General features: G+C 70.6%; 13 protein-coding genes. 6 read left to right on the top strand and 7 right to left on the bottom strand.

Going from position 1 to position 16,564, the window contains the following annotated elements; genetic code table 11:
• Positions 1 to 2: 2 nt before the first annotated feature.
• The 4 genes from QSJ33_RS00410 to QSJ33_RS00395 are packed head-to-tail and all read right to left on the bottom strand — an operon-like array spanning position 3 to position 5,169.
• Complete coding sequence (locus QSJ33_RS00410) at positions 3 to 473, bottom strand: hypothetical protein (protein WP_285722038.1); 471 nt, start codon at positions 471 to 473, stop codon at positions 3 to 5.
• The gene (locus tag QSJ33_RS00405; RefSeq protein WP_285722037.1) at positions 470 to 2,344 is read right to left on the bottom strand and encodes a tetratricopeptide repeat protein; all 1,875 of its coding nucleotides are present in this window, start codon (positions 2,342 to 2,344) and stop codon (positions 470 to 472) included. Before QSJ33_RS00405 ends, QSJ33_RS00410 begins: the two co-directional genes overlap by 4 nt.
• Entirely contained in the window at positions 2,337 to 3,401 is a 1,065-nt protein-coding gene (locus QSJ33_RS00400) for a 3-dehydroquinate synthase (protein WP_285722036.1), read from the bottom strand. The genes QSJ33_RS00405 and QSJ33_RS00400 overlap by 8 nt, the downstream gene beginning before the upstream one ends.
• A gap of 1 nt (position 3,402) precedes the next feature.
• Entirely contained in the window at positions 3,403 to 5,169 is a 1,767-nt protein-coding gene (locus tag QSJ33_RS00395; protein WP_285722035.1) for a M20/M25/M40 family metallo-hydrolase, read from the bottom strand.
• Positions 5,170 to 5,259: 90 nt separating this feature from the next.
• Here QSJ33_RS00395 and QSJ33_RS00390 point away from each other — a divergent pair, with 90 nt between their 5' ends.
• The 6 genes from QSJ33_RS00390 to QSJ33_RS00365 all read left to right on the top strand — a co-directional run bounded on the left by QSJ33_RS00390 (position 5,260) and on the right by QSJ33_RS00365 (position 11,654).
• Positions 5,260 to 7,047 (top strand): ABC transporter ATP-binding protein, encoded by a 1,788-nt coding sequence (locus QSJ33_RS00390; RefSeq protein WP_285722034.1) that lies wholly within the window; start codon positions 5,260 to 5,262, stop codon positions 7,045 to 7,047.
• Positions 7,048 to 7,056: 9 nt separating this feature from the next.
• Positions 7,057 to 8,205, top strand: coding sequence for a shikimate kinase (locus QSJ33_RS00385; protein WP_285722033.1), 1,149 nt, complete (start codon positions 7,057 to 7,059; stop codon positions 8,203 to 8,205).
• Positions 8,206 to 8,222: 17 nt separating this feature from the next.
• Positions 8,223 to 8,963 (top strand): metallophosphoesterase family protein, encoded by a 741-nt coding sequence (locus QSJ33_RS00380; RefSeq protein WP_285722032.1) that lies wholly within the window; start codon positions 8,223 to 8,225, stop codon positions 8,961 to 8,963.
• Between the two features lie 11 nt (positions 8,964 to 8,974).
• On the top strand, positions 8,975 to 9,673 hold the full coding sequence (locus tag QSJ33_RS00375) for a PilZ domain-containing protein (RefSeq protein ID WP_285722031.1): 699 nt from the start codon (positions 8,975 to 8,977) through the stop codon (positions 9,671 to 9,673).
• Positions 9,670 to 10,560: a polysaccharide deacetylase family protein gene (locus tag QSJ33_RS00370; RefSeq protein ID WP_285722030.1), complete on the top strand. Its 891-nt coding sequence runs from the start codon at positions 9,670 to 9,672 to the stop codon at positions 10,558 to 10,560. Before QSJ33_RS00375 ends, QSJ33_RS00370 begins: the two co-directional genes overlap by 4 nt.
• Before the next feature lie 62 nt (positions 10,561 to 10,622).
• Positions 10,623 to 11,654: an alpha/beta hydrolase family protein gene (locus tag QSJ33_RS00365; protein WP_285722029.1), complete on the top strand. Its 1,032-nt coding sequence runs from the start codon at positions 10,623 to 10,625 to the stop codon at positions 11,652 to 11,654.
• Between the two features lie 424 nt (positions 11,655 to 12,078).
• Here QSJ33_RS00365 and secD read toward each other — a convergent pair whose 3' ends face one another.
• From secD to tgt, 3 genes are read right to left on the bottom strand one after another with little or no spacing between them, the layout of a single operon-like run.
• Positions 12,079 to 14,925 (bottom strand): protein translocase subunit SecD, encoded by a 2,847-nt coding sequence (gene secD / locus QSJ33_RS00360; protein ID WP_285722027.1) that lies wholly within the window; start codon positions 14,923 to 14,925, stop codon positions 12,079 to 12,081.
• A 53-nt stretch (positions 14,926 to 14,978) separates the two neighbouring features.
• Positions 14,979 to 15,290 carry a preprotein translocase subunit YajC gene (gene yajC, locus QSJ33_RS00355; RefSeq protein ID WP_285722026.1) on the bottom strand — a complete coding sequence of 104 codons (312 nt, stop codon included), beginning with the start codon at positions 15,288 to 15,290 and terminating at the stop codon, positions 14,979 to 14,981.
• The gene (gene tgt / locus QSJ33_RS00350) at positions 15,291 to 16,436 is read right to left on the bottom strand and encodes a tRNA guanosine(34) transglycosylase Tgt (RefSeq protein ID WP_285722024.1); all 1,146 of its coding nucleotides are present in this window, start codon (positions 16,434 to 16,436) and stop codon (positions 15,291 to 15,293) included. It lies immediately after the preceding gene.
• Positions 16,437 to 16,564 lie beyond the last annotated feature (128 nt).

Genomic DNA, 16,564 nt, shown 5'->3' with positions numbered 1-16,564 from the left:
CGCTATTTCGGCCCCTCCCAGCGCTTCCGGTCCAGCCACACCTGTTCGGTGCGGCCCTTGGGATCCTCGCCCTGCCAGTGGAGCTTCACGGGGCCCTCGGCGTCCCGCTTCTGCACGGTGACGCCGGCTCCTTCGCCGGTGCGGAGGAGCTTCAGCAGGGCCTCGGGACTGGCCACCTCGGGCAGGAAGGGCAGCGGGAGGCTCGCCAGGGTGGGCGCACGCTGGTCCAGCTTCTGGCGGGGCACCTGCACCCGGTAGCCCGTGGCGCGGTCGCCCTCCAGCAGGAGGAGCCGCTCGCCGAGGCCATGCAGCTCGAGGACCAGCTTCCCGGTGGCGGCGTCCACCAGCACGCTGAGGGTGCCGGTGCCCTCGCCCTCCGGGCCCTCGTAGCCCCAGCCGTACTGGGCCCGCACGGGCGCCACCGGGGCCGCGGGGGCGGTCTGGGCGGGAACGGTCTGGAAGAGCGGGATCACGGGGCCTCCTCGTCGTCCTCGGAAGCGGCCGTGGGCGCCGGTTCGGCCACCTTCCGGGCCTGCTCCTTGGCGATGCGCAGCCGGAGGTCGCCCAGCCGCTTCTCCAGGGCCGGGCGATCAGGGAAGACGAAGGCCAGGGCCCGCTCCCACTGCTCGGCGGCCTCCTCCAGCTTCCCCTGCTTCAGGAGCACCTCGCCCAGGTGCTTGCGGACCTCGGGGCTGAAGGGGCTCAGGGAGGTGGCCCGGCGCAGGGTCGCCTCGGCTTCGGCCACCCGGCCGAGCTTGAACTGGGCCCAGCCCAGACTGTCCACCACGTTCCCGTTGTCGGGGGTGGCCTTGGCGCTGGCCTCGATGAGGGAGGCGGCCTCGGGCAGGTCCCGGTCCTGCTCCAGCAGCAGGTAGCCCAGGTTGTTCTGCACCATGGGGTTGGCGGGTTCCATGGCCTGGGCCTCCCGCAGGACCTTCAGGGCCTCCTGGGGACGATCCAGCTGCTCGAAGGCGGTGCTCTGCATGAGGAGGATGTCGACGTTGCGCACCGGACCGAGGGCCCGGGCCTGCTGGAGGGCCTGCAGGCACTTGTCCCAGCGCCGGAATTCCGACCAGAGGGCGGCCATGCCCTCCTGGTGGAGCTGCTCCAGGGCCGAGCGCGCCTCCTTCCTGGAGAAGAAGGAATACTCGAGGTACTTGGAGGGCAAGGTGGCCGCCTGGGCGAAGAAGGCCACCTTGGGGAACCGGCGGATGCCGTCCTGGAGGGCGGCCAGGGCCGCCTTCCAGTCGTTGCGGCTGACGTGAGCCTGGCAGATGAACACCTGCATCTCCCCGGCCACCTTGTCGCGGGGGGGCTGGCGCTTCACGTAGGCCAGCAGCTCGGCGCCCTTTCCCTGCAGCAGGAGGGACTCGGCGTAGAGGGCCTGCGCCCCGTCCGAGACGGCCCCCTGGTCTGCGGGATCCTCCACCAGCGCCTTCAGCCGGGTCTCGGCTTCCGGGAAGCGGCCCAGGTTCATGAGGGCCATGGCGATGTTGAAGCTGATGCGCGGGCTGGGTTTCAGCGCCTCCGCGCGCCCCAGGCTGTCCAGGGCCTCGGTGAAGCGCGAGGTCTGCAGCCGCACGAGCGAGATGTTCTCCCAGAGGGCGGGTTCCCGGGGAAGGTGCCGGGCGAGGAGGAGGAAGCTCTCCTCGGCGTGGGCCAGGAAGCCGGCCTGGATCTGCTCCCGGGCCAGGTCCTCCAGCATGCGGAGCTGGCGTTCGTCCGGGTGATGGGCATTGAGCGCCAGCACCGCCTCCCGTTTTCCCGGGTAGTTCTGGGTCGCCACGGCCTGGATGTAGGCGCGCTCCCAGGCCGGCGTGAAGGAGGGGCGCAGTCGGCCGAGGCGGAGCCAGGCCCGCAGGGCAGCGGCATCGTCATGGAGCTGCTCGGAGACCTCTCCCAGCCGCCCCCAGAGTTCGGGATCCTGCGGCAGCAGCGCCGCGGCCTCCTCCAGGTCCTTCCGGGCCTCCGGCAGCAGGGCATTGTCCTTCTGGGCCCGCTGCACCTGGAGCAGGGCGAGGTGGGCGCGGGCCTCCCCGTTCTGGGGTGCCAGTGCCACCGCCTTCTGCGCCGGGGCCAGGGCCCCGTCCAGGTCCCGGGTCTCCTGCAGGGCCTCGGAGAGGCGCAGGTGGGCCTCGGCGCTCTTCGGCACCAGGGCCACCACGCGGCGGTAGATGGCCACGGCGCCTTCGGGATCCGTGCCGCCGCCCCGGAGCTGGAGGGCCCGCGCCTCGAGCATGAGGGCGCGGACGTCCACCTGAGGCGGCGCGGTCGGGAGGGGCGGAGCGGCCAGGAGGGGCGGCAGGAGGAGGCCCGCCAGGATCAGGATTCGGGAATCACGCACGGGTGGCCTCACGGGCTAGGAGCTGGATCAGTCGGGCATGGGGACCGGCCCATGCCTCGGGGGGCAGGATCCGCTGGATGGCGGGTCCCGTGGCCCTGGGAAGGATGCAGTGGATCTCGGTGACGGGGTGTTCCTCGGTGCTGTGGGCCGCCGCCCGGGCCTTCTTGTCCCGATGGAGGAGCGGCAGGCACTCGGACCACGGGGCCACCTTCGGCGCGAGGGGCGCCAGGCGCTGGGCCAGCAGGTCCAGGAATTCAGGGGGGAACGGCTTCAGGTCCAGGTCCTCCACCATGAGGCAGGAGGCCAGCAGCCCCAGGCCCACCGCCTCGCCGTGGAGCAGCTGGTAGCCCGAGGCCGCCTCCAGCGCGTGGCCGAGGGTGTGGCCCAGGTTCAGCAGCCGCCGCTCCCCGGATTCCCGGGGATCGCGATGGACCACCCCCGCCTTGAACGCCAACGCCCGCTCCACCCAGGCCTGCTTGACGGGGCCCTCCTGCAGCATCTCCGTGGCCCAGGCCATCTCGCCCTGGATCAGCGCCGTCTTCACCAGCTCCCAGCGCCCGTTCTCCAGGTGGCGCGGCGGCAGGCCGGACAGGAAGCCGGTGCAGGCCACCAGGCGGCGGGGGGGGTGGAAGGCCCCCACCAGGTTCTTGCCCGCGGCCAGGTCGGCGCCGGTCTTGCCGCCAAGTCCCGCGTCCGCCATGGCGAGCAGGGTGGTGGGCCAGGCCTGCCAGGAGACGCCCCGAAGGTAGATCGCCGCAGCCAGGCCGGCCAGGTCCGTCAGCACGCCGCCGCCCAGGGCCACCACCGTGGCCTCGCGGTGGAGGGGCGCGCGGGCCCAGTGCTCAAGCCAGGGGATCACCGTGCGGAGCTTCTTCTCCTCCTCGCTCACCGGCACCCACAGGGCATGGGACGGCTCGGGCATGTCGGCCTCGCGCCAGGCGTCCCGCAGCTGCTCGTCGCCCACCAGGGTCCAGGGTCCCTCGGGCAGGAGGGCGGCATCCGGGGCCTCCTGGATGAAGACCTCGGTGGCGAATCCGGAGGGGGTGGCCAGCCGCATGTCAGTCCCTCCCCCGGAGGGTGGCCTCGGCCTGCATGGGCCGGTCCCCTCGGAGCCACTGGATGACAGCCTTGTCGCCCGGCTTGTAGGCGCCCAGGGCACCCATGAAATCGTAGATGTCCTTGATGGGCCGATCCCCGAACCGCGTGAGGACGTCGCCGGCCTGGAGCCCGATGGCTTCCGCCGTGGACCCCTTCGAGACGCCGTTGATCCGGAAGCCCTTCGCGTTGTCCGCATAGTCCGGGATGGATCCGAAGGCGATGCGCATGGGCCCGCCGTTCCCCTTCGAGGGGAGCTTCGCCGTCTCGGGGTCGAAGGCCGGCACCGTCGTCCCGTCCGCGAGCTGGAGGACCACCGCCCGTCCGTAGGCGGCCAGCTCGGCCATGCCCGCGAAGTCGATGCGGTCCGCCGTGTCCGATGGCCGGTGGTAGTCCCCATGGAGACCGGTGAAGAAGAAGAAGGTGGGGATCTTCGCCTGGGCGAAGCTCATGTGGTCGGAGCCGCCCACGGCGGCGCCGATGTCAGCGGTGATGGCGAAGGCCTTCGGCGCCAGCTTCTCCGCGGCCTCCACGGCGGCCTTCGGCGCGCCGAGCCCGCCCATCATCAGGCGCGGGGCCTTGGGATCCAGCCGGCCCACCATGTCGAAGTTGACCATGAACTTCACGGAAGCCAGAGGCTGCGTCGGGTGCTGCACCCAGTACTGGGAGCCCAGCAGGCCCTCCTCCTCCCCGCCGTAGGCCATGAGCAGGATCGAGCGGCGGGGCCGGGCCCGCTTCAGCTCCCGGGCCAGCTCGAGGACCATGGCGGTCCCGGAGGCGTTGTCGTCGGCGCCGGGGTGCACCTCTCCCCGCGCCGCCGCGCCGCCCAGGCTGTGGCGCTCCCCGAGCCCGAGGTGGTCCAGGTGGGCGCCGACGGCGATGTACTCGCCGCGCAGCTTGGGATCCCGGCCCGGGAGGACGGCCACCACGTTCGGCACCTTCGCCTCGATGCGCCGCAGCTTCAGGTCCAGGGAGAGCGTGCTCCAGGGCGCGTAGATGTAGTCCCGGCTCTGGGGCTGGCCGGTCTCCCGGAGCTTCTGGAGGCGGGCGGCGAGATCCTCGCAGGCCGGCGCCAGGGCCGCCGGCGTCATCGCCAGCACGGGCAGGTCCAGCCGGGCCGGGCCCTCCTCGCGCTGGGGCGGATGCAGGGGGCCGTCCTCCAGCACCACCACCGCCTCCGCATGGGCGGCTTCCAGCCGCTTGATCCGCGTGACGAGGCTGCGGTCGCCCCGGCCCAGGTGGGCGAAGGCCGGAAGATCGGGCACGGTCCGGGCGATCACCGCCACGTGGTCCTTCAGGTCGATGCCGGCCAGGTCGTCGTAGCCGCCCGGCACCTGGAGGCCGAAGCCCACGAAGGCAAGCGGCTTGTTGCGGAACGCCCCGTCCGCGCTGAAGCCGTAGGCCTCGATGTCCTTCCCCCAGGCCAGGCTGAAGACATCCTCGCCCCGGGCGAGCTGGGCGCTGGCCTGCCTCCGCGTCACGCGGGCCAGGAAGGGGAAGCGCTGGAGGGTGGTCCGGAGGCCCAGGGCCCGGAGTTCGCCGGCGACGCGGGCCGCCGCCTGTTCCAGCTCCGGGTAGCCGTTCCCGCGTCCCTTCAACTCAGGCGAGGCGAGGAACGTGACGTCCCTGCGGAGCCGGGCCTCCACCCGGGCGGGGGCGTCCGCGGGCGTCTGGCCCGCCAGGAGCGCCGCCAGCGCGGGGATGAACACCAGGGACTTCCATGGGCGCATGGCCACTCCTTGCCTGCCTGTACTTTACCGGCGCGGGGCGGATCCGTCCCGAGGGGACCGCCAGGGCCGGGCCTGTGGGAGAATGGCCTCATGTCGGAACAGGAAGCCTTCTTCCAGCCGGACCAGGTGGACGAGCGCCCCCTGCGCCATGCGCTGCTCTGGCGGCTGGCGGGCTACATCCGGCCCTACTGGCCGGCCCTGGCCGCCCTGCTCCTGCTCATGGCCACCGGCGCCTTCCTGGAGGTGATGCCCTCGGAACTCACCCTCCGGCTCATCAACCGCTTCATGGACCACGGCAGCCTGCGCGGCGCCGCCCCGCTGCTGGCAGGCTTCGTCGGCGTGCTGGTGGGCGGCTTCATCGTCAGCTTCCTGCGCTACTACCTGCTGGCCTGGGTGGGCCAGAAGGCCATGGTGGACCTGCGGGTCCAGCTCTTCACCCACCTCATGGGCCGCAGCACCCACTTCTTCCACCGCAACCCCGTGGGCCGGCTGATGACCCGCGTCACCAGCGACGTGCAGAACCTGAACGAGATGTTCGCCTCGGGCTTCGTGGCCATCGTGGGCGACGCCATGTCCCTCCTGGCCATCGTCGGATGGATGTTCTGGACGAACGCCAGCATGGCCCTCGTCGCCCTGGGCATCCTGCCCTTCCTGCTGGCGGCCACGGAGATCTTCCGGCGGCGGGCCGGCGAGGCCTTCCGGGAGACCCAGCGGCGCTACGCCGCCATCAACGCCTACCTCCAGGAGCAGATCTCCGGCATGGGGCTGGTCCAGGTGAACGCCCAGGAGGCCCGCAGCGAGGGGGAATTCAAGCGGCTGAACCAGGACTACCTCGACGCCTTCCTCCGCACCATCTTCGCCTACGCCGTGTTCTTCCCCGTGGTGGAGTTCATCACTTCGGGCACCCTGGCGGCCCTCATCTTCTACGCGGGCTTCAAGCTCAAGGCCGGCGCCATCACCTGGGGCCTCCTCTTCGCCTTCATCCAGCAGTCCGCGCGGTTCTTCCGGCCCATCCGGGAACTGGCGGAGCGCTACAACGTGATGCAGACGGCCCTGGCCTCGAGCGAACGCATCTTCCGCCTGCTTGACAACCGGGAGGAGATCCCCGAGGCGCCGGAGGCCAAGGCCCCGACCTTCCAGCGGGAGATCCGCCTGGAGGACGTCACCTTCGCCTACGACGCGGGTGGACGGCAGGTGGTGCGGGGCCTCAGCGGCGTGATCCCCAGGGGCCGCCGGGTGGCGGTGGTGGGCCACACGGGCGCCGGCAAGAGCACGCTCATCAACCTCCTCATGCGCTTCTACGATCCCCACCAGGGCCGGATCACCGTGGACGGCGAGGATGCCCGGAACCTGCGCCTCCGCGACCTCCGCGGGCTCTTCGGGCTGGTGCTCCAGGATGTCTTCGTCTTCTCCGGCAGCCTGCGGGAGAACATCCTGCTGGACCGCCCCCACGACGAGGCCCGGCTGGCCTCCGTGCTGGAGCAGAGCCAGCTGCGGGACCTGGTGTCCCGCCTGCCCCAGGGCCTGGAGACCCAGGTGGGCGAGCGGGGCCAGAAGCTCAGCGCCGGCGAGCGCCAGCTCCTCGCCTTCGCCCGGATGCTCTACCAGGAGCCTGCCATCCTCCTGCTGGACGAGGCCACGGCCAACATCGACTCCGAGACGGAGTCGAAGATCCAGACGGTCATCGAGCGCGTCAGCCACCGCCTCACCACCTTCACCATCGCCCACCGCCTTTCCACCATCCGCGACGCCGACGAGATCTGGGTGATGGACCAGGGCACCCTGGTGGAGCGCGGCACCCACGACAGCCTCCTGGCCCAGGACGGCGTCTACGCCAAGCTCGTGCGGTTGCAGTTCGCGGAAGGGGAAGCCGCCTAGACTGGACCCATGCTCCAGCTGCCGCCGCTCTACCCCATCACCGATGCCACGCGCCCCGAACCCCTGTCGGAGCAGATCCGGCGCCTCGGGGCGGCGGGCTTCCCCCTGGTCCAGTTCCGGGGCAAGCCCCTGGGACCCTCGGCCCAGTGGGAGGAGCTCCGCAAGGCCCTGGCGGAATCCGCCGCAAATGGCAGATGGCCCTGGATCTGCGTGAACGACAGGGCCGATCTTGCCGTCCTTGCGGCCCGGGAGGGCCTGGCTCCCTGGGGCCTCCACCTGGGCCAGGGGGACCTGCCGGCGGCGGAGGCCCGGCGGCTTCCGGGGCTGGCGGGCTGCCACCTGGGCGCCTCCACCCACGGGCCCGCGGAGTGGGAGGCCGTGGATCCCGCCTGCGACCACGCGGGCGTGGGCCCCTTCCGCGGCACCGCGACCAAGGGCGACCACGCCGCACCCATCGGCCCCGGGGGCCTGGCGGCGGGTTGCGCGGCCCTGCGCCGGCAGGGGCTGACCCCCATCGCCATCGGCGGCCTGGAAGCGGCGGACGCCCCGGCCTGCTTCGCGGCCGGGGCGGAGTCCCTGGCCATGGTGGGCGCCCTCCACCGGGCCGCGGACCCCGCCGCCCTCGGCTGGGCGGTCCAGCGGGCCCGCTGGAAGGCCCGCCCCCCCTTCCGCCACGGCCAGGGCCTGGTCCTGGTGGGCGGCAGCGGCGCGGGCAAGACCACCCTCGGGCGGGACCTCGCCCGCCGGCTCGACCTGCCCTTCGCCGACCTGGACGGCGCCGTGGAGGCCGAGGCGGGAAAACCCATCGCCGCCCTCTTCGCGGAAGCCGGCGAGGCCGCCTTCCGGCACCTGGAGCGGACCACCCTCGCCCGCCTCCTGGACCGCCCCGCCGTCGTCGCCCTGGGTGGCGGCGCCTGGGAGGACCCCGCCTCGCGGCAGGTCGTGGCGGACCGGGGCTTCCAGCCGCTCTGGCTGGCCGAGACCCCCGCGCGGGCCTGGGCCCGGGCCGGCCAGGATCCTGCCCGGCCCCTCGCCCAGGACCGCGCGGCCTTCATGGCCCGCTGGGCCGCCCGGACACCGGCCTGGTCCGAAGTCCCCATGCTCCTGCCCTTCGGACGGGAACCGGGGGAATTGGCCTCGACCTTGCTAGAATCCTGATCAACCCCCGAGCCTCCGTGGACCTGATCCTCTCCGATCTGCATTCCAACCTGCATGCCCTCCGCGCCGTGCTGCGCTTCGCCCGGCGGCGGGCGATCCACCGGTTCATCCTCCTGGGCGACCTGGTCGGCTACGGCGCCAACCCCAACCAGCTGCTGGACCGCGTGCGGGAGCTGCGGCCGCGCTTCGTGGTCCGGGGCAACCATGACAAGGTCTGTGCCGGCCTGGAGCAGGACGGCACCTTCAGCCTCCCCGCCCGGCAGGCGGCGGACTGGACGCGCGAACGGCTGCGGCAGGACAACTGGCGGTTCCTGTCCGAGCTGCCGCGGGGTCCCCTCTGGGTGGGCGAGGACTACCAGATCTCCCACGGGTCACCCATGGACGAGGACGCCTACCTCCTCCACATCCGCGAGATCGGCCAGGCCTTCGACGCCTTCGAGGGCCAGCTCTGCTTCTTCGGCCACACCCACCTGCCGGGCTGCTTCGAGCTGGACGAATCGCGCGGCCAGCTCAACTGGATCTCCCTCCAGCCCGGCGAATGGTTCTCCCTGCAGCCCCACTGCCGCTACCTGGTGAACCCGGGGTCCGTGGGGCAGCCCCGGGACCGGGATCCGCGCGTCTCCTTCCTCACCTACGATCCCAAGCGCCGCCGTGTGCGGCTGCACCGTCTGGAGTACGATGTGAAGGGCGCCGCGCGGGCCATCCTCGCCGCGGGACTGCACGCCAACCTCGCGGATCGGCTCGCGCAGGGCATTTGAAAGGAACCTCCATGGCCAGCGGGGCCACCCTCACCGATCTCGCCCTCCACCAGCTCCTGCAGGAGGCCGTGGAGACGCAGGCCCCCGCCAGCCTGCGCCCCGAGGGCAGCCCCCGGCTCCTCGGGGACCTGCGCCTGGTGGCCTTCGAACCCGGGGAGACCCTCGACGTCGAGGGCATCCGGCCCAGGGACCAGGTGCCCGCCACCGGCGGACCGGCCACGCTGTCCATCCTGATCGGCAGCGAGCTGCTCTCCCTCGATGCCGAGCTCCTGTCCATCGCCCAGCGCGACGGCGGGACCGCCCGCCTGCGCCTCGGCTGGCCCCAGGACGCGCGGCTCCACCGGCGCGCGGACGTCCGCGTGGCGGCCCCGGAACAGGCCCCCCTCCAGGTCCAGGTGCGCCTGGGCGGGAAGGCCCGGGAAGCCCTCCTGGTGAACCTCACTGAAACCGGCGCGGGCCTGGCCTTCCCCGACGTCTTCATGGTGGACCTCCACACGCCCATCGAGATCCACGCCACCCTGCCCGGCGGCATCCCCCTGCACTGCACGGGTGAGGTGCGGCACCTCACGATCCTGGAGGGCCAGGATCATCCCACCCGCCTGGGCATCGTGCTGCAGCCGGGGGCCGAGGGGGACCTGGAGCCCATGCGCCGCTTCATCCAGGCCCGGCGCATGGACCGGAGCCAGCGCTTCCGGCAGGACGGGGAATGAAGGCCATTTCGCTCCGCGTGGACGTCGATACCCTGGAGGGCTCCATCCGGGGCATCCCCACGCTGCTCCGCCTCCTGGACAAGCACGGGATGCGCGCCAGCTTCTACTTCAGCTTCGGTCCGGACAACAGCGGCAAGGCCCTCCGCCGCATCTTCCGCAGGGGCTTCCTGGCCAAGATGCGCCGCACCAACGCGGCGAAGCTGTACGGCTTCAAGACGATGATGTACGGCGTCCTGCTGCCCGCCCCCACCATCTGGAAGCGGGCCGCCGCGGAGATGCGCCAGGCGAGGGAGGCCGGCCACGAGGTGGGCATCCATGCCTGGGACCACGTGCAGTACCACGACCTGCTGGACCGGAAGTCCCGGCAGTGGCTGTCCGACTGGTACGCCCGGGCCCATGAGGCCTACGGGACCGTCTTCGGCGAGAAGGCCCGCGGGGCCGTGAGCCCCGCCTGGCGCTGCAACGACACCACCCTGGAGCTGCAGGAGGCCTACGGCCTCGACTACGCCGGGGACTGCCGCGGCACCGCGCCCTTCTTCCCCATCGTGAACGGCAGGACCCTGAAGACGCTCCAGGTGCCCACCACCCTGCCCACCCTGGACGAACTGTTGGGCCTGGAGGGCCGCACGCCGGCCCAGGTGAACCAGGAGGTCTGGGATCTGGTGCGCGAGGACGCCCTGAACGTCTACGCCCTGCACACCGAGGTGGAGGGCGGCGCCCTCTTCGAGACCTTCGACGCCTTCCTGGGGGGCCTCCGGGCCCGGGGCGTGGTGGCCCGCACCCACGCGGAGTGGCTGCCCGAGTTGAAGGCCGCGAACCCGCCGGCGAAGGCCGTCGCGCGCCGGGACATCCCGGGGCGAGCCGGCTGGGTGAGCTGGGAAGGCTGAGCCTCGCCTTGCGAGGCTATTTGGCGTAGGCTCGTAGCCGACATCGTTCCTGCGAGGCACCCATGCGCGCACCGATCCTCCAGGCGGCGGCCCTGCTTGTGCTGGCCCTCCCGGTGACCTCTTCCCTGTCCGCCCAGGCCCCCGCCGGGGAGGATCGCCTGAAACGGATGGAAGCCCAGGTCTCCGGCCTCCAGTGGGAGCTCGACACGCTGCGGAAGGCCGCGGACGACCAGCTCTGGTTCCAGCGCCTCGCCGACGTGGCCGTGGTGGACAAGGTGACGTACACGGGCCCGCCGAATCCCAAGGGCGAGGAGACCTACGGCATCCGGAACGAGCGCCACCCCCTGAAGATCCAGCAGTACGTCTTCATGCCGCGGAACGCCCCCAAGGACCGGAAGCTCCCCCTCATCGTGCTGCCCCACGGGGGCGTCCACGGGGACTTCGGCACCTACCACGTCCACATCGTGCGGGAGATGCTCGACCGGGGCTACATCGTGATCGCCCCGGACTACCGGGGCTCCACGGGCTACGGCCGGTCCTTCTACGAGGCCATCGACTACGGCGGCCTGGAGATCGACGACGTGGTGGCCGGCCGGGACTGGGCCGTGGAGCACCTGCCCGTGGACCCGAAGCGCTGTGCCATCGTGGGCTGGAGCCACGGCGGCCTCATCGCCCTCATGGCCGTCTTCGACCACCCCGAGAAGTTCGCCGCCGCCTACGCCGGCGTGCCCGTATCGGACCTCATCCTGCGCCTGGGCTACCTGGGCCAGGACTACGTGGCCGAGTTCTCCGCCAAGTACCACATCGGCAAGGAGCCCAAGGACGCCGTGGACGAGTACCGCCGCCGCAGCCCCGTGTGGAACGTCCAGAAGCTCCACACCCCCCTGCTCGTCCACAGCACCACCAACGACCGGGACGTGAACGTGGTGGAGGTGGAATCCCTCATCCGCGCCCTCCAGGCCGCCGGCAAGACCTTCGAGTACCGCATCTACCCCGACGCCCCCGGCGGCCACAGCTTCAACCGCATCGACACCACCCTGGCCCGGGAATCCCGGAAGGACATCTACGCCTTCCTGGAGAGGCATTTGAAATAGGCCCTTGCCCTTCCCGCAAAGAAGAAGCCCGGCATTGCCGGGCTTCTTCTTTGGTACCCGCGGAGCGCAGCTCCGCGGCCGGATCAATGCTGCTTGAGCTTGTCCTTGCCGTCGAACCGGGGGCCCCTCTCCGCGAGCGCCTGCGCGAGCGGGAGGACGCGCCTGAATGGCGCGTCCGATCGAGGGCCGCCAGAGGTGCCGTGCGCGCCGGAACGGCGCGCCCAGGCACGTCAATGCTGTTTGAGCTTGTCCTTGCCGCCGAACCACTGGTCCCAGTACACGACCACCGGGCTGGCGATGCTGACGGGGGCCCGTCCTGGGCCCCCGCCCCTGCGGGGCCGTTGTGGGCTCCGCCCACACGGTCCCATTCGCCAATCCTGGCGAATGGTGATCGAGCTGGCCGTTGCCAGCCCGGCACCACTCGTCAATGCTGCTTCAGCTTGTCCTTGCCGCCGAACCACTGGTCCCAGTACACGACCACCGGGCTGGCGATGTAGATCGAGCTGTAGGTGCCGGTGATGACGCCGATGACCAGGGGGAAGGCCAGGTCATGGAGGGCCGGGCCGCCGAAGAGCCAGAGGCAGACGCTCACGAAGAGCACGGACACCGAGGTGAGGATGGTCCGGCTCAGGGTCTGGTTGATGGAATCGTTCACCAGCTTCGTGATGGAGGCGCGGCGGTACTCCGGCTTGTGGCTGTTCTCGCGGATGCGGTCGAAGACCACGATGGTGTCGGCCATGGAGTAGCCCATCAGGGTCAGGAAGCTGGCCACCACCGGGACGTTGAACTCGTACCCGAAGGCCGCGAAGAGGGCCAGGGCCATGAGCATGTCGTGGATGAGGGCCACGATGCCGCCCACGGCGTAGCTCAGGGTGAAGCGGAACATCACGTAGATCAGGATGGCGATGCTCGCCCACATCACGGCCGTGAGGGTCTTCCGGGTCCACTCGCCGGAGATGCTGGGCGAGAAGCTCTCGTCCTTCTGGATGCCCACGGAGCCGAGGCGGTAGTCCTTCTTCACCGTGTCCTTCACGGCCTGGGGAATGTCCGTCGGCAGCTGGTCGAAGCTCTGGTAGAGCCCCGAGGGCAGCCGGTCTCGGAGGGCGATGATCTTGTCCGCCATGGGCCCGTAGGCCGCATTCAGGGCCTGTCCCTGGTCGTCCTGCTGGACGCCCATGGGATTGGCCTTGACCAGGTCGTCCGAGAGGTTCTTCGAGCCTTCCAGGTTGAGGGGCGGCAGGGTGCTCACCGCAGCCTCGGGATCCAGCTGCTTGAAGATGGCGCGGAGGGCGTTGGCCTGCTGGGTGGCGTCCTTCTGGTCGGCGTCCTTCCGGGCCTTCACCTTCACGGCGAAGTCCTGGTACGACTTGTCGCTGCCTTCGTAGGCCACCACGGAGGCGTCGGCAAAGCCGCCCTTGCCCAGGGCGGCCCGGATGGTCTCCGGCTCCATGGGCCCGCGGAAGCGCACGGTCATGTCGTTGCCGCCGACAAACTGCATGCCCAGCTTGATCCGCGGATTGTTCGTGATGTGCCAGGGATGGACGTAGGCGAGGCTGACGAGGATGATGCCCCAGCTGATGGCCAGGGCCATGCCCTTGTACTTCATGAAGTCGAAGGAGGCGCCCTTGAAGAACGTGTGGGTGCCCACGGAGAGGGTCTTGGTGCCGGGGTGGTGCTCCAGCACCCAGTCGTAGATGAACCGGCTGATGTAGATGCTGGTGAAGAGGCTGGCCACCACGCCCACGGTGAGGGTCACGGCGAAGCCCTTCACGGGGCCGGTGCCGAAGATGAACAGCAGGAGGGCCGCGAAGAGCTGGGTCACGTGGCTGTCCACGATGGTCCAGAACACCCGGTCGAACCCGGCATCGATGGCTCCCGGCACACTCTTGCCGAGGGCCAGTTCCTCCTTGATGCGCTCGAAGATGAGGATGTTGGCGTCCACGGCCATGCCCAATGTCAGGGCGAAGCCGGCGATGCCCGGCAGGGTGAGGGTCGCCCGGAAGGAGCCGAGCAGTCCCAGCATCACCACGACGTTCACGGTGAGGGCCACGATCGCGTTGACGCCGGACCAGTGGTAGAAGATCACCATGAACAGGATGATCGTGAGGAAGCCGATGAGGGCGGCCCTCACGCCGGCGTGGATGGAGTCGCGGCCGAGGCCGGGACCCACGACCCGCTCCTCCAGGAACTTCATGGGTGCGCGCAGGGCGCCGCTGCGGAGCTGGCTGGCCAGGTCATCCGCGTCCTGGGCGGTGAAGTTGCCGCTGATGCGGACCGCGCCGCCGATGATCTTCTCCTTGGCGCTCAGCTCCGTGATGATCTTGTGGTCCAGCACGATGGCGATGAGGCGGTTCTCGTCCGCGGCGATGCCGGTGAGGCGGGCGAAGTCGTCATCCCCCTTCTTGTTGAGGGTGAAGTTCACCTCGTTCGCTTCGGTCTGGGGGTTGGAGGCCCGGTGGGCGTCGATGATGTCGGCGCCGTCCACGCTCATGGTGCGGTCCAGCAGCACCCAGGCGCTGATCCTCTCCTCGCCGGGCTTGACCTTCTCGACGGGCTGGCCGGCACGGCGGGCCGCACGGTCGCTCTCGATCTCCGGCCGCAGCTCGAACTGCTCGGGGATCTTCCCCTGGAAGTGGGCCAGGGCCGCCTCGCGGGTGGGGAACTTGATCACATCCGTCTTGGCCAGGAGCCGCTGCTCCAGGTGGCCCGGCGTGGCCAGCAGCTTCTTGATGCGCTCCCGGTCGCCCTCCTCGATGCCGGGGATCTCCACCACGATGCGGTTGCCCTCGGCGCCGCTGGCGGTGATCTCGGGTTCCAGCACGTTGGCCGGGTCGATGTCGCGGATGCGCTTCTCGATGACCTCCAGGGCCCGCTTGTTGGCGTCATCCTTCAGCTGCTTCTGGTAGTCCGACTTCTGGGAGAGGCGGTAGCTGGCGCCATCCTCCGCCAGGAGGTAGCCGGGGAAGAAGTCCTTCACCACCTTCTCGAGGGTGGCCTTCTGGTCGGCGCCAGCCCCGTCCACGCGCAGCGTCGTACCGTCCACCTCCACGGCGGCGGTCAGGCCCTTGTCCCGCAGGCGGGAGGACAGCCGGTCCCGCGTGTCGCGCAGGTCGGCGGCGAGGGCCTCCTGGCCCTGGACTTCCAGCTCGAAGTGGACGCCGCCCCGGAGGTCGAGGCCCAGCTTCACCTTGGAGAGGGGCGTGAAGAAATAGCCGCATCCGGCGAGCACGGCGAGGACGATGATGAGGCGCCAGAGGCTCCGTTTGGTCACGGGGCGCTCCTAGAGAAGGCGGCCCGGCATGGCCGGGCCGGTGGGAAGGAGGATCAGTTCTGGGACTCGGGTTCGGCGGCGAGGGAGGCCACGGCAGTGCGGCGGGCCTTGACGACACTCCCGCCGAGCTTCAGCCAGATGTGCTTGTCCTCGACGCGGTCGATGGTGGCGTAGAGGCCGGAGGTCAGGATGACCTCGTCGCCGGCCTTCAGCTTCGAGAGTCGGGCCTCCATCTCCTTCCGGGCCTTGCTCTGGGGCCGGATGAGGAGGAAGTAGAACATCAGGGCCATGCCGCCGATGAACACGAACTGCGTCCAGCCCGGAGGGCCGGCGGCGGGGGTCTGCTGGATCAGGGCGAAGGTCATTCAGGGCTCCTCGGTCATCCATCCGGCGCGCGCGGTCTGGGCGAAGGCGGGGAAACGGTCCTCCAGCAGGGCCTGTCGCGCGGCTCGGGTGAGCCCCACAGTGTAGCTCAGGTTGTGGATCGTGTTCAGCGTGAAGGCCAACAGCTCGCCGCAGCGGAAGAGGTGGTGCAGGTAGGCCCGGCTGAAGGTCCGGCAGGTGTAGCAGCCGCAATCGGGGTCCAGGGGCAGGTCCGCCTCCCGGTGGCGGGCGTTCTTGAGATTGAGCTTGCCCCGGCTGGTGAGGATCCTGCCGTGGCGGGCCTCCCGGCTGGGCAGGACGCAGTCGAAGAGGTCCACCCCCTGCTCGATGCCGAAGAGCAGGTCCTCGGGCGTGCCCACGCCCATGAGGTAGCGGGGGCGCTCGGCCGGCAGCTCGCGCACGAATTCGGCCAGGACCGCGTTCATCGCCTCCTTGGGCTCGCCCACGCTGAGGCCGCCCACGGCGAAGCCCTGGAAGGGGGTCTTGGCGTCCAGCTCCAGGGCCTCGGCCAGGTGGCGGCGCCGCAGGTCGAGGTGGGTCCCGCCCTGGTTGATGGCGAAGAGTCCCTGGTGGGTCCGGAGCGGCACCGCGCGGCTCCGGGCCAGCCATCGCGTGGTCCGGGCCATGCTCTCCTCCAGCTTGGGACGCTCCAGGCGCCCCGGCGGGCATTCGTCCAGGGCCATGCAGATGTCGGAGCCCAGGTTCCGCTGGATCTCCAGGCTCCGCTCCGGCGAGAGGAACTGGGGGCTCCCGTCCACGTGGCTCTGGAAGGTCACGCCCTCCTCCGTCATCTTCCGCAGGGAGGCCAGGGAGAACACCTGGAAGCCCCCGGAGTCCGTGAGGATGGGCCCGTCCCAGCCCATGAAGCGGTGCAGCCCGCCCAGGCGCGCCACCAGGCCATCGCCCGGACGGAGCCCCAGGTGGTAGGTGTTCCCGAGGATCACCTGGGGGCCGATCTCCCGGAGCTGCTCCGGGGTAATCCCCTTCACCGTCCCCTGAGTGCCCACGGGCATGAAGGCCGGCGTCAGCACCTCCCCGTGGGCGGTGGCGAAGCGCCCCGCCCGCGCGGGCCCTGCACCGGGCGATTCGTTCCGGACTGCGAACAGACGAGTTGTGATCGATGACATGAGTGTGACCCGGCCTTCTTAACAAAAATTAACAGCCCCACCGCTTTGCCCCGTGAATCCGCCGTGGAACAGACATGAAAAAAACGCGGAACACCGTGCCCGTGTGGCATTGCGCGGGTTTTCTGCGC

This window comes from Geothrix rubra (assembly GCF_030268065.1).
GTDB classification, from domain to species: Bacteria; Acidobacteriota; Holophagae; order Holophagales; family Holophagaceae; genus Geothrix; species Geothrix rubra.
Note: the sequence above shows the minus strand (reverse complement) of the source record. Positions and strands in the feature narration are given on the sequence as shown.

What these genes read in the sequence shown, in the direction of transcription:
- QSJ33_RS00400 (WP_285722036.1), bottom strand. Translation starts at nt 3,401, where the DNA reads ATGCGGCTGGCCACCCCCTCCGGATTCGCCACCGAGGTCTTCATCCAG.
- QSJ33_RS00395 (WP_285722035.1), bottom strand. Translation starts at nt 5,169, where the DNA reads ATGCGCCCATGGAAGTCCCTGGTGTTCATCCCCGCGCTGGCGGCGCTC.
- QSJ33_RS00390 (WP_285722034.1), top strand. Translation starts at nt 5,260, where the DNA reads ATGTCGGAACAGGAAGCCTTCTTCCAGCCGGACCAGGTGGACGAGCGC.
- QSJ33_RS00385 (WP_285722033.1), top strand. Translation starts at nt 7,057, where the DNA reads ATGCTCCAGCTGCCGCCGCTCTACCCCATCACCGATGCCACGCGCCCC.
- QSJ33_RS00375 (WP_285722031.1), top strand. Translation starts at nt 8,975, where the DNA reads ATGGCCAGCGGGGCCACCCTCACCGATCTCGCCCTCCACCAGCTCCTG.
- QSJ33_RS00370 (WP_285722030.1), top strand. Translation starts at nt 9,670, where the DNA reads ATGAAGGCCATTTCGCTCCGCGTGGACGTCGATACCCTGGAGGGCTCC.
- QSJ33_RS00365 (WP_285722029.1), top strand. Translation starts at nt 10,623, where the DNA reads ATGCGCGCACCGATCCTCCAGGCGGCGGCCCTGCTTGTGCTGGCCCTC.
- yajC (WP_285722026.1), bottom strand. Translation starts at nt 15,290, where the DNA reads ATGACCTTCGCCCTGATCCAGCAGACCCCCGCCGCCGGCCCTCCGGGC.
- tgt (WP_285722024.1), bottom strand. Translation starts at nt 16,436, where the DNA reads ATGTCATCGATCACAACTCGTCTGTTCGCAGTCCGGAACGAATCGCCC.